Origin of the sequence: Brevibacillus brevis (assembly GCF_001039275.2) — a bacterium.
In the GTDB taxonomy this organism is placed as follows: Bacteria; Bacillota; Bacilli; order Brevibacillales; family Brevibacillaceae; genus Brevibacillus; species Brevibacillus brevis_C.
Window position 1 is genome coordinate 906,372 of record NZ_CP030117.1, and the last position, 13,057, is coordinate 919,428.

Annotated in this window: 13 protein-coding genes; 9 read left to right on the forward strand and 4 right to left on the reverse strand. The window is 47.7% G+C overall.

The features are described 5' to 3' along the window. Positions 1–161: 161 nt before the first annotated feature. On the forward strand, positions 162–821 hold the full coding sequence (locus tag AB432_RS04740; RefSeq protein ID WP_048031266.1) for a Crp/Fnr family transcriptional regulator: 660 nt from the start codon (positions 162–164) through the stop codon (positions 819–821). 184 nt (positions 822–1,005) lie between these two features. Here AB432_RS04740 and AB432_RS04745 read toward each other — a convergent pair whose 3' ends face one another. The 4 genes from AB432_RS04745 to AB432_RS04760 form a co-directional block, all read right to left on the reverse strand. Next, positions 1,006–1,206, reverse strand: a complete 201-nt coding sequence (locus tag AB432_RS04745; protein WP_048031267.1) for a cold-shock protein — start codon at positions 1,204–1,206, stop codon at positions 1,006–1,008. Positions 1,207–1,392: 186 nt separating this feature from the next. Then, positions 1,393–2,661, reverse strand: a complete 1,269-nt coding sequence (gene thrC, locus AB432_RS04750; protein ID WP_048031268.1) for a threonine synthase — start codon at positions 2,659–2,661, stop codon at positions 1,393–1,395. 189 nt (positions 2,662–2,850) lie between these two features. After that, entirely contained in the window at positions 2,851–3,537 is a 687-nt protein-coding gene (gene rluF / locus AB432_RS04755; protein ID WP_048031269.1) for a 23S rRNA pseudouridine(2604) synthase RluF, read from the reverse strand. A gap of 15 nt (positions 3,538–3,552) precedes the next feature. Beyond that, positions 3,553–4,263, reverse strand: a complete 711-nt coding sequence (locus tag AB432_RS04760) for an MOSC domain-containing protein (protein WP_235617616.1) — start codon at positions 4,261–4,263, stop codon at positions 3,553–3,555. A gap of 85 nt (positions 4,264–4,348) precedes the next feature. Between AB432_RS04760 and AB432_RS04765 the strand changes: the two genes are divergently transcribed. From AB432_RS04765 to AB432_RS04800, 8 genes are all read left to right on the forward strand, one after another. Next, positions 4,349–5,797, forward strand: coding sequence for a nicotinate phosphoribosyltransferase (locus tag AB432_RS04765; RefSeq protein ID WP_048031270.1), 1,449 nt, complete (start codon positions 4,349–4,351; stop codon positions 5,795–5,797). A 198-nt stretch (positions 5,798–5,995) separates the two neighbouring features. Beyond that, a complete protein-coding gene (locus tag AB432_RS04770) occupies positions 5,996–7,255 on the forward strand; it encodes a Glu/Leu/Phe/Val family dehydrogenase (protein WP_048031271.1) in 1,260 nt (419 codons plus the stop codon). Between the two features lie 142 nt (positions 7,256–7,397). Beyond that, positions 7,398–8,318 (forward strand): homoserine O-acetyltransferase MetA, encoded by a 921-nt coding sequence (gene metA / locus AB432_RS04775; protein WP_048031272.1) that lies wholly within the window; start codon positions 7,398–7,400, stop codon positions 8,316–8,318. 132 nt (positions 8,319–8,450) lie between these two features. Beyond that, entirely contained in the window at positions 8,451–9,641 is a 1,191-nt protein-coding gene (locus AB432_RS04780) for an ROK family transcriptional regulator (protein ID WP_235617617.1), read from the forward strand. A gap of 92 nt (positions 9,642–9,733) precedes the next feature. Then, entirely contained in the window at positions 9,734–10,846 is a 1,113-nt protein-coding gene (locus tag AB432_RS04785) for an Ig-like domain-containing protein (RefSeq protein ID WP_048031273.1), read from the forward strand. Between the two features lie 111 nt (positions 10,847–10,957). Then, the gene (locus AB432_RS04790) at positions 10,958–11,854 is read left to right on the forward strand and encodes a LysR family transcriptional regulator (protein WP_048031274.1); all 897 of its coding nucleotides are present in this window, start codon (positions 10,958–10,960) and stop codon (positions 11,852–11,854) included. Between the two features lie 114 nt (positions 11,855–11,968). After that, complete coding sequence (locus AB432_RS04795; protein ID WP_048031275.1) at positions 11,969–12,358, forward strand: CidA/LrgA family protein; 390 nt, start codon at positions 11,969–11,971, stop codon at positions 12,356–12,358. Then, complete coding sequence (locus AB432_RS04800) at positions 12,336–13,034, forward strand: LrgB family protein (RefSeq protein ID WP_048031276.1); 699 nt, start codon at positions 12,336–12,338, stop codon at positions 13,032–13,034. Before AB432_RS04795 ends, AB432_RS04800 begins: the two co-directional genes overlap by 23 nt. Positions 13,035–13,057: the final 23 nt, after the last annotated feature.

Consider the following 13,057-nt stretch of genomic DNA (forward strand, 5'->3'; position numbering starts at 1 on the left):
TGAAAGATATTTGTTCATTAGTGTAAGCCGATCCAATTTCTGCTACGCATCTTATTTCTTGTTTTCGTCCCCTCTTGAGTGCAATAATAATAAAAATCTGTATCGGTAATCTGTGACTTTGTCACCAAGTTATTTTTTTCACAAGGAGGTTCTTCGTCCATATGCAAAAGGAGCAGATTGCGGAAGTCCTTGCACGTTTTCCAAGTCTGGCGGCACTTACTCCAGAAGAGTGGCAAGAGGAGGGAATCTCCATCACTACGGTTCCAGCCAACTTTACCATTGATGAAGGCGAGTTTTTGGAGAATGCGCCATTAATCTTGGATGGGCTGGTTCGCATTTTCAAACTGAGCAGTGATGGGAGAGAGGTTACATTGTACAGGCTATCGGCTGGCGAGTGCTGCCCACTCATCGCGTCTAGCATATTGGGAGAAACGGTGTATGAGGCTTCGGCTTGCGTGGAGAAGCCGAGTATGGTCTTGAACGTCCCGACGAAAATTTATAAGAAATGGATCGAGAACCATCAAGGCTTTCGCCAGTATATTTTTCAATCATTTGCGCGTCGATTGATTATCATGTCGAACTTGATTGACGACATTAACTTTAAATCCATTCGGGTTCGGATTTCCGAATATTTGATTGAGCATACAGGTGTGGAGAATGATTCGCTTGCCATTACACATGATCAGTTGGCAATTGAGCTGGGGACTGCTCGTGAAGTGATTAGCCGGACACTAAAGAAAATGGAAAAAGAAGGGCTGCTCCGTGTAACGCGGGGACAAATTACTAATATTCAACGTTCAAAACTACCTGCGGTTGAATAATCCGTATTTGAAAATACAAAAATTTTAGGAAGGGCTATGTACTGTGTTATACTGAGTCTACCATTTACTGTTCTGTAGCATTCCCTACTCCATTTACGTGAGTAGGGTTTTTTATTTGTGTTTCAGACTCAGACAACACAAAAACAGACCCCCATGCAGGAGTCTGTTTTTGTGTATGGCTAAATTAAACTTTTTGAACGTTAGTAGCTTGTGGTCCGCGTTGGCCTTGTTCTACGTCAAAAGTAACTTTTTGACCTTCGTCAAGGGATTTGAAACCTTCGCCTTGGATAGCAGAGAAGTGAACGAATACGTCTTCTTTACCTTCGCGCTCAATAAAACCAAAACCTTTTTCTGCGTTAAACCATTTTACTGTACCTTGTTCCATTGTTATTGCCTCCTAGTGTGTAGCACACATATATTACTATCCTTGCTCTCAGGATCATCTAGACGAAAATTTGCTATCTACGCTATCCGTTGCTTCGAACAAAAATAATTCTTTACTAGCATAACAGGATATTGAAAGGATAGCAAATTATTCGCGCATATTGACTAAAAAAATTCAGATGAGCTGTTACGAAAGCATGGCACCAATCTCTTTCAACGTGAGCTGTGCCGAGACAATTTTGTTCGGATAGCTTGCTTGTGCCGATTCCCCTAAATGATACTCTTGCAGTGCATCAGTATCCTTCAGCATGTTTCCTGTCAAAATGCACACGGCTGTTTCGTCCTTGTCGATCACTTGTCCTGCGATGAGCTTGCGCAATCCAGCGACCGTAGCAGCAGAGGCAGGCTCGCAACCGATCCCGCTTTTATCCACCCATGCTTTGGCGTCGAGAATCTCTTGATCAGTCACGGAGCAGGTAACGCCATTCGTTTCTTCTAATGTACGAAGCGCTTTTTTCCAGCTAGGCGGATTGCCGATGTTGAGCGCAGAGGCACGTGTATATGGATTGGGTTCAGGTGTCAGTTCGGTGTACCCGCCTGCGACCATGCGATGGAATGGGCTAGCACCTTCCGCCTGTACGAGCGCCACCCTTGGAACCTTTTCGATAAAGCCGAGATTTTTCAAATCCTGCAAGCCTTTTCCGAGAGCCGTCACATTGCTTAGTGCTCCTCCAGGGATGACCACCCAATCGGGGAGGTTCCAATTGAGGTACTGGGCGATTTCGTACACGATACTCTTCTGCCCTTCAATGCGGAATGGATTGATCGAATTGCAGATATAGAGGCCGAGCTCTTTGCTGTATTGCTCGTAAAAGCGGATGCCATCATCGTAAGTGCCATCAAAGCTGATGACCTTTGCTCCGTAGGCGAGTGTTTGCATGACTTTATTCAAGGAAATGTTTTTGTTCGGGACAAACACGTACGATTCGCCATGAGCGAGTGCAGCATACATGGCGAGAGAGGATGAGGTATTGCCAGTCGATGTGCAGGTGAAGCGTTGATAGCCTAATGAACGACCGTGTGATACGGCGACAGTCATCCCGTTGTCTTTGAATGAACCACTCGGATTCTCGCTTTGTGCCTTTAGCCATACCTTGCTGTTGCTTCCTACATACGATTGGATGAGTGCAGATGCGTACAGTCCTGTATTTCCTTCGTACTTGGTCGTGATGTACTCTTCAGGAAGCTCGGGGAAAATCAGCTCTTTGTAGCGCCATACTCCGCTCGCATAAGGTGTCATACGCTCTGACAGCCGCTCGTGAAAGACGCGCTTTAGCTGTTCGGTATCGATGGTCGACGTATCGTGAATAATGTCAAACAAGCCACCGCACGTGCATTGATAGTCAAATAAATGGGCAGGCACTTCCTTGCTGCAATCGACACAAACCAGTTTCATCCTCGCAAGATTCGCCCCTAAAAGTGTGCGGGGAGAATCTCTCCACCTCTTTTCTCTCGTATGGTTTTTTATATGGTAAACGGAGAAGGAGGAGCGTGTAAATAATCGTTTTCAGTAAAAATAAAATATTCGCATACAAATGCAAAAGACGGGAAGGAGCCGCTATACAGACTCCAACCCGTCCCTATTTCACAAGCTTTTATTTAGATCAGTCAATTCCTTGGCCGTCAGATTGCGCCATTGCCCCAATTTCAAATTCCCGAGAGCAATGTTCATGATGCGTATCCGTTCGAGCTTTCGCACCTGATAACCAAAAGCCTGGCACATCCGTCTGATTTGTCGATTCAGCCCTTGCGTCAGCACGATATTGAAGACACGGTCGCTGACTTTGGTTACTTTGCAAGGCTTTGTAGTTGTTCCGAGAATGCGTACGCCGTTTGCCATTCCGTGCAAGAAGTTCGCCGTGATGGGCTTGTCTACGGTGACGATGTACTCTTTGTCATGATTGTTCTCCGCCCGCAAAATTTTGTTTACGATATCCCCGTCATTGGTTAACAGGATGAGTCCTTGCGAATCCTTATCCAGTCGCCCGATAGGAAAAATCCGCTCCGGGTGATTGACGAAATCGATGATGTTGCCTTTGACGTGCAGTTCAGTGGTACACGTAATTCCGACAGGCTTGTTCAGGGCGATGTAGACATCTTTCTTTTTGACACCGAGCGGCTGCCCATCGATGCGCACATCATCTCCTGACGCAACCGTACTTCCCAGTTCCGCGAGTTGGCCATTGATCGTCACGCGCTTGGCCTCGATTAATTTATCGGCTTCTCTTCGCGAGCAAATGCCGGTTTCACTGATGAACTTATTAATTCGCATGAGACGTTCCTTTCACTATTGCTGCTTCTTTTCCAGTTTTTCAAGTAGTTTATTCCGCCAAGGCAGGGCCAATTCCTCCACCTCAAGCATACGCTGTATCGTCTCTTGGGATGGTGATTTGTCGTGGAAGTATAAGTGGTGAATCGACGCTACCGTTACTTGTTTTGGATGTGCAGTGATGAGGGAAATTTGGGAGTCCGCCTTGATCGTCCCTTCCTGCAAGACACGGAAGAAATAGCCCGTATAGCCCATTTCCACCACCGCTTTGAGCAGTTGGTTATTGTTGTTGCGCTTGTTGATCGTCGCGCAAGGAAATCGGCCTTGGGTCACTTGCAGGATGGTATCTCCGAATTGATACACATCCCCAATGCAGACCTGCTCTTCGGTCATGCCAGCGAGTGTGAGATTTTCTCCGAATGCCGCATTGGTCAGAGGTTGGCCGAGCAACTTCTCCCAATGGGCATAATGTTCAAAAGGATACGCACAGACGACGCGGTCTGGGCCACCGTGGTACGCTGGATTCGCGATATCGTCGTCATCAATTTTTTCGGAACGGACAACGAGCTCGTCCGCTTCCTCCTTCCAAATGCCGGAGAGATATTCCTTGCCGTTGTACATATTACTTTTAGGCAAACCTTTACTAATTGTAACGATTTTTCTGTTCAACTTATGCTCACTCCCAGCCTGCACGATTGCTTCTTTTTTTATCCCCATACTATACCACATTCCCTAATATCCTCCACAGCGGATGGGCACCAGCGGACGCTTCTGGTATGATGAAAGAAAGGAATACACAGGAGGCCTCAGTGACATGCAATCATTTGGTGTGGCACTACACACAGATAAATATCAAATTAATATGATGTACGCCCATTGGGTGAACGGAACACACAATCAGAAGGTCGTTTTCGAAGCATTTTTCCGCAAGCTGCCTTTTGGAAACGGATACGCTGTATCTGCCGGATTGGAACGAATTGTTTCCTATATAAAAAATTTACGCTTTGAAGAAAGCGATCTCAAGTATTTGAGTGAGCAGGAGGAGAACTACGATCCGAAGTTTTTGGAAGAGCTGCGCCAGCTTCGTTTTAAGGGCTCGCTCTACTCCGTGAAGGAAGGAACCGTGGTTTTCCCGAACGAGCCGCTGATTCGTGTAGAGGGGCGTGTCATGGAGGCACAGTTGGTTGAGACGGCCCTGTTGAACTACATGAATTACCAGACGCTGATTGCGACCAAAGCTTCGCGGATTAAAAATGTTGCGGGCAATGATGTTCTCATGGAGTTCGGAACAAGAAGGGCGCAGGAGGCAGATGCTGCGCTGTGGGGGACACGGGCAGCGTATTTGGCTGGCTTCGACGCGACCTCGAACATGCTGGCAGGGAAAATGTTTGGCATCCCGACAAAAGGGACGCACGCTCACTCATGGGTACAGAGCTTTGAGAGCGAAGAGGAAGCATTTGAGCGCTTCGCAGCGGCTCTACCAGGACAGGTAACCTTGCTGGTCGACACTTACGATACGCTCAAAAGCGGCGTGCCTAATGCAATTAAGGTCGGAAAACGCCTGGAGAAACAAGGGAAAAAGCTGACGGCGGTGCGCTTGGACAGTGGCGACTTGACGTATTTGTCCTGCAAGACACGCGAAATGCTTGATAAGGCAGGTATGACCGATGTGCAAATTGTCGCTTCCAACGATCTCGATGAGCACACGATTATGAACCTGAAAGTACAGGGAGCACGCGTAAATAGCTGGGGAGTAGGAACGCAGCTCATCACGGCAGCGGATCAGCCGACACTCGGAGGCGTATACAAGCTGGTAGCGCGTGAAGGCGCGGACGGAGAATATCAGCCGACCATCAAAATCTCCGGGAATCCTGAAAAAGTCACAACGCCGGGCATCAAAGATATGTACCGATTGATTGATCCAGAAACAGGCAAAGCGATTGCTGACTATATGTGCTTCCCGCATGAAACAACAGTCGATGAGGGAGCTCCTCTCCATTTGTTCCATCCGAGCCATACGTATTTGAGCAAGCATTTGGAGAACTACCAGGCTGAGTCGCTGCTCATTCCGGTATTTGTGGATGGGGAACTGGTCTATGAACTGCCGACCCTCCAAGAGATTCGCAACTACCATTGCGAGCAGCTCAAGCTGTTTTGGCCTGAATACTTGCGCATGCTGAATCCGGAGCATTACCGTCTGCACATCAGCGAAGAGATGTGGGAGACGAAAACAAAGCTGATGAAGGCATATTTGAAAAAATAAGTGAAAACGTCTGATGTGTCGCGAGGATGCATCGGGCGTTTTTTATTTGGGTACCAAAAATAACACAATAATGTGAAAACAAAGAAAATGAATTGTCTGAATTTACTTGCATCGTATATAATTACTCCATTCATCCTTTAGCTCTGCGCCAAGGTGATGTAGAAAAACACATGTGGAAAGTATTGGGGAGGAAGAGAGATGCTAAATACTGTAGAGAAAGAAAACCTGAATCCATACGAAATTGTGCAGAAACAGATTGATGCTGCAGCGGCATTGTTGGGATTACGGAGTGATGCTGTAGAAATTTTAAAGCGACCCAAACGAGTATTGGCCGTTAGTTTTCCTGTCAAGATGGATGATGGCAGCGTGCGTGTCTTTGAAGGCTACCGATCTCAGCATAATGATGCGGTAGGACCGACCAAGGGAGGGATTCGCTTTCATCCGGATGTGACGATGGATGAAGTCAAGGCGCTCTCCATGTGGATGTCATTCAAATGTGGCGTGGTTGGTCTTCCTTATGGCGGTGGAAAAGGTGGCGTCATATGTGATCCCCACGAATTCAGCAAAAGCGAGCTGGAACGAGTCAGTCGCGGCTTCATGGAAGCTATTGCTGATATTGTCGGGCCAGATACTGACATACCTGCACCTGATGTGTATACGACCCCACAAATCATGGGGTGGATGATGGATACGTACAGTCGATTAAAAGGAGCGAATTCTCCGGGAGTCATCACGGGAAAACCGCTAAGTGTCGGCGGCTCGAAAGGAAGAAACGAAGCGACTGCCCGCGGATGCGTCTTTACCTTACTAGAGGCATTAAAAGATTCTGGACGCAAGCCGGAGCAAACAACCGTTGCGATTCAAGGCTTTGGCAATGCGGGAAGAATAGCAGCGAGGCTTTTAACAGAGCTGGGCTTCAAAATCGTGGCGGTCAGTGACTCACGCGGAGGTATTTATGATGCTGCTGGCTTGGACATCGAGAAGGTAGGACAGTTAAAAGACAACGCCACCATTTTGGAGTATGTAGGTGGTACGGTCATCTCCAATGAACAACTGTTGGAGCTGGAAGTGGATATTCTGATCCCGGCCGCGTTGGAAAATGTCATCACAGCAGCGAATGCCCATAGCATTCAGGCCAAGTGGATCGCAGAAGCAGCAAACGGACCAACTACACCGGATGCAGACGCCATTTTGCGTGAAAAAGGGATTATCGTTATTCCCGATATTCTCGCCAACGCAGGTGGCGTAACGGTCTCTTATTTCGAGTGGGTGCAAAACCTGATGAATTACTACTGGTCCGAGGTTGAGGTAAACGAAAAGCTGCAAACGACAATGATTAACGCCTATCGCGCCGTGAAAGAACTCTCAGATCAATACAAGGTGGACTTGCGCACGGGAGCCTATATGATCTCGCTTTTGCGAATTACGGAGGCGATGGAAGCGCGCGGCTGGATTTAAGGGAAGAGCCCTCTTGCAACTTGCTTGCAAGGGGATTTTTTCGTTTTCCCCTGTGGAATTAGCAGGAAGGCTAGTATTTTTGTCGAATTTGTCGGATTATTGTTTTTCTACCTGTGTTCAAAGGATGGAAAGGGGGATCTTTATGCCAATCAAATTGCCCGACGAATTGCCTGCAACGGAAATACTTGCCCAAGAAAATATTTTTGTGATGAAGGACAGCCGTGCCTTCACACAGGACATACGACCGCTCAGGATCGTCATTCTCAACCTCATGCCGGTGAAGGAAACAACGGAAACACAGTTGCTCCGCCTCCTGGGGAATACTCCGCTACAGGTGGAAATCGTGCTTTTGCACATGTCCAGTCATACTTCCAAAAATACGTCGGAAGAACATTTGTCGATGTTTTATAAAACGTTTGAGGAGATCCGTGATCAGCGATTTGATGGCATGATCATCACCGGAGCGCCAGTGGAACAGCTCGAGTTCACAGACGTCACGTATTGGCAGGAGCTGACAGAAATCCTCGATTGGAAAATGGAGAACGTCACTTCGACCTTGCATATTTGTTGGGGAGCACAAGCGGGTCTTTACCATCACTTTGGCGTTCCGAAGCATCCATTGCCAGAAAAAATGTTCGGAATCTTCCCTCATACACTCAATAAGCAAAATGTGAAGCTGTTCCGTGGATTTGATAACTACTTCCACATTCCGCATTCCAGGCATACCGAAAATCGAAGGGAAGACATCGAGCAAGTGTCTGAACTGGAGATTTTGTCCGAGTCTGATGAAGCAGGGGTTTACATCGTAGCGACGAGGGATGGCAGACAAATTTTTGTGACTGGACATTCCGAGTATGATCCGACCACCCTGCAAGATGAGTATCAGCGGGATGTGAACAAAGGCTTGGATATTGCTGTTCCGCGTAACTACTATCCAAAGGACGATCCTAGTCGCGAGCCTATCGTCACTTGGCGCGCACATGCGAATTTGATGTTTTCCAACTGGTTAAACTATTACGTTTACCAAGAGACACCGTATGATTTGAACAACAACAAGCGATAGCATCGTAGCAACCATCCGAGGTGATTCGGATGGTTTTTGTTTGGCCCAGTTGACGTAATAAATGGCGACAGGTAGTGTGAGAATAATCGCGCAGGAATGCTACCGGGAATTCAAGCAAGATGGGAGTTTTGTATGATGAAAAAAATCATGAAGCAAGATCAGGACGTGACCAAGCAGCATAACAAGCAAATGATCCTCGACATTATCAAAAAGCAGAGACCGATATCGCGTGCAGAAATCGCCAAAATTACGCGGATGAGCGCTACCTCGATTGGCAGATTTGTCAGTGAGCTGTGCGAAGAAGGACTGATTCGGGAGACGGAGCTTACCTCATCAGGTGTGGGCAGGAAGGCAATCATGCTCGACATCGAGCCGGGGGCCATTTATACAATCGGCGTGGACATGGCAAAAAAGCGCATCAGCTTTGGAATCATGGACTTTAGCGAAGCGATTATTGCACAGCACCGGATGGATCATAAAACACAGGATTCTACACCGGAAGAGACGGCTGAACTGATTTGTAACGAGATCGAAGGGATGCTCAAACAGACAGGCATTCCGTTAGAAAAAGTGGTCGGGATCGGCATTGGGATGCCAGGGGTGATCAATTATGAGCGAGGGATTGTTCAGCTATCCACTACGCTGGACTGGAAGGACGTAGCGTTTGCCAGCCTGATTGAAAAAAGGTTGAAAATCAAAACCGTTATCGACAACGATTTGAAGGTGAAAATCCTCTCGGAGTACTTGTACGGATCTGCCAAAGGGTCAAACAAGACAGCTTTGATCGGCATTGGCACGGGTATCGGTTCTGCGCTGATTATCAATGGCGAAGTGTTTCGCGGGGGCTCAAATAGCGCAGGAGAGCTGGGGCATACGACGCTCGATCCGAATGGGAATCTGTGCGAATGTGGAAAACGCGGATGCCTGCAAACATACATAGACGAAAATTCTTTGATCATGGAAGCGCGTCGAGTGAAGGATGTCAGTGATGTCCGTCAGGTGTTCGCGGCGGCGAGAAACGAAGAGCGCTGGGCGAAGGAAATCGTCTCTCGTACCGCGTTGTACCTCGGCATCACGATTAACAATATTGTATGCATGTACAATCCAGATACCGTGATTGTAAGCGGTGATTTGGTGGAGAATTATCGCGAAATCATTGACTTGGTCGAGGAGCATAGCGATCAAGTGATCTGGGAGCCATTCAAGGGGAAATTTCGCGTCATTCCTTCCGAATTGAAGGGGGAGGCAATCGTGATGGGAGCAGGAGCTTTGGCGATGCAGCACTTTGCTCCCTTGGCAGGGACATGGGCAGAAGAATCATGACTATCTTTGCCATTTTGTATTCAACAAGTAAGGCTGTTTAGCCGATATAGAAAATGGTGGAAAGTAGAAAGGAAAAGGAGTGGGATGTGAGCATGAGAAATTGGCAAAAAGGTATGCTCGCTACGGCTGTTACCGTTGGGCTGATCTTTTCCAGTGTCGGCCAAGTACCGGCATTGGCAAATTCTGCGACGACAAGTACGCAGAAGAAGATTTCCAAGCTTGTGGTTGATACAAAGACAGTAAAATTGAAAAAAGCGGGGACACAGCAGTTGAACGTCCGCGTGCAATACACGGATAAAACAACGGAAGACGTCACGCAGCAAGCAGAGTGGACTTCCTCTGACAGTGATATCGCAAGCGTTGAAAAAGGCTTGGTAACCGCTGTTAGCTCCGGTAAAACAAGAGTGAAAGCAAGCTTCGGGGGCAAAAGTGTGAGTGTCCCTGTTGAGATCGAGGTGATTTCCAAGCTCACTGCTGACCAGAAGAAACTGGCTCTGAGCGTAGGAAGCACGAAGCAGGTAAACGCAACAGCAACCTTCTCTGACAAGTCTACCACTGATGTAACCGCCAATGCAGAGTGGGAAAGCGATGATACGGAAATCGTAACAGTAACGAATGGGTTGGTTACAGCAGTAGGCTCGGGCACAGCGAAGCTCAAAGTGAAGTACGGTGGAAAAAGCGTATCTATTCCAGTAGAGGTGGATGTCGTCTCCAAGCTGGACAGTGATAAGAAAAAGCTGTATCTGCGTCCAGACACTACCCAGTCGGTTACGCTGCTGGCTACCTTGTCTACCAAAGAAAAAGTCGATGTTACAAGCAAAGCCAAGTGGACATCCGACGATGCAAAAGTCGCTACAGTTGAAAACGGAGTCGTAACAACTGTAGGCTCTGGCAAAACGAGAATCAAAGCAACTTATGGTGGAAAGACGATCTCGATCCCTGTAGAGTCTGCTGTCATCTCCAAGCTGGAATTTGACACGAAAAAGGTCGCTCTCAAAGTAGGCGAATCTAAAGACTTGAAGGTATCTGCTGTCTATACAGACAAAGCCAAGGTCGATATCACAGTTGATGCAGACTGGATTTCTACGAACAGTTCCGTAGCGACTGTAGTAGATGGCAAGATCACCGCTGTGAAAGCAGGGCGTACAACGATTGCGGCTACGTATAATGGTAAAGTCGTAAAAATTCAAGTAACCGTGAACTAACTCACGCTAGAGGAAAAGCCAGGGCGCGACTGCGTACCTGGCTTTTTTGCATACTCTCGCCTGTGGTAATCTGTAGCTAACGCTTGTGATTGGACGAAAACGGAGGGCATCATGGATATTCGACAGCTACATTACTTTGTGGAAGTAGTCAAACATAAAAACTTTACGAAGGCCGCGCAATCCCTCCACGTTTCTCAGCCTTCTATCAGTAAAATGATCAAGGCATTGGAAGAAGAGCTTGAGGTAGTTCTGCTGGATCGGACGGAGCGGAAAATGGATCTGACAGATGCAGGGGAAATGGTCTACAGCTATGCGACCAAAGTGTTGCAACTGATGGAAGGTATGTCGTCGTCGATTGCAGAATTGCGAAATGTCGAGCGTGGTCGGGTCAAGCTGGGCATGATGCCAACGGTGGGTTCTTTTCTCTTGCCGAATGTGATTGCCTTGTTTAAAAAGCAGTACCCAGGCATCGATATCGAGATGAAGGAATACAGCGCCAAGCTGCTTGAAATCCAAATGGAGCAAGGAAGCATCGATGTGGCCTTAACCGTTCTTCCAACGGATCAGGAGAAATTTGTGGCGGTTCCCTTGCTCGCAGAGGACCTCGTCGCGATCGTTCATCGGGAGCATTGGCTCGCGGGAGTCGATGAGGTGAGCTTGGAACAGCTCAAGGACGAGGCTTTCATTTTGTTTACCGAAGAGTACGCGATGCATGATGTGGTGCGCCAAGCGTGCAAGCTGTCCGGCTTTGAACCGAAAGTTGCTTACATGAGCTCTTTATGGGATTTTGTCGGAGAGATGGTGGCTACCCAACTGGGGATATCACTCATTCCACGCTCCATTGTGAGACGCTTGAATAACGGACAATTGCACACCGTCAACATTTCCTACCCGGTGATTGACTGGCAGTATGCCTTGATTTATCGAAAAGAAGGGTATTTATCGCATGCGACAAAGGCTTTCCTATCGTTTGTAGAGAAAATGTACAGCCATAACCAAATGGAATAGAAATGATGATTTTTATGTATTGTACCAATGGAATCGAGACAGCTTAGAATGAAGGTAACTCGTTCAAACAGTGACTTTTTGAACAACCTTTGTAGAGCAACTGGGGTGGTCTCGATGAAAAGATGGTTCTCCATCATCGCACAAGTTTTACTTTTGTTCGGCTTCACCTGGCTTGGGAAATGGGTGACCTCGTTTTTTCACCTTCCTGTTCCCGGCAGTTTGATCGGACTCGCGCTTTTGTTCATATGTCTATATACTGGCTTGATTCGTCTACAGTGGGTGGAAGCAGGAGCGACTCTGTTATTCTCGCAGATGATCCTGTTTTTCGTACCTTCGTTGGTCGGGATGATGCAGTATCCATGGTTATTGGGGATAAAAGGATTGCTGGTGCTTGTGGTCGTCGTGAGCGGTTGTGCATTAGTAATGATTTCGACAGGTGTTATTGCTGAGCGACTGTTCAATCGTGGAGAGGTGAAGCAGCATGATCCTGTGGAAAACGTCTAGCGTGCTCCTGACACTCGTTTTCTTCTATGCAGCCAAACGGTTCAACAAGAAAAGACCGTCTCTGCTGTTTTCTCCGGCCATTTTGGCGCCGATTGGATTGATTCTGTTTTTGCTTTTTGCAGGCATTCCTTATCAGGTGTACAGTGAAGCGACCTCGCTCATTAGTGAGATGATGAGTGTAGTTACAGTGGCGTTTGCGATTCCGCTGTACCGAAATTGGTCGGTGTTAATGGCGCATCGCCGGATGATTTTGACGAGTCTTGCTACGGGTTCCCTCATTGCCATCATTGCAGGTGTTTCCACGACGATGCTCGTCGGATTGGGAAAAGAAGCGGCGATTAGCGTCATTCCTCGCTCGATTACCCTGCCCATTGCGGTGAGTGTAACCGAGGCGATTGGTGGTATGCCGACGATGACGGCAGTATTCGGCATGCTGACCAGCTTCGCAGGCGTTTTTTTGGCTCCCAAAATCATCAAGAGAATGAGGCTCCGTCATCCTGTTTCCATCGGCTTGATGTACGGAATGGGCGCACATGCGTTGGGGATGGTAAAAGCTTTTGAACGTGGGGAAACAGAAGGAAGCAGTGCGACTTTGGCTGTGATTGCCGGAGCGATGATTACGGTAGTATGGGCGTTTACCTTGCTGCCGGTGATCATGTCGTGGCTGGCTGTGTGAAGGAAGGGGCTGTTAGATAGCCC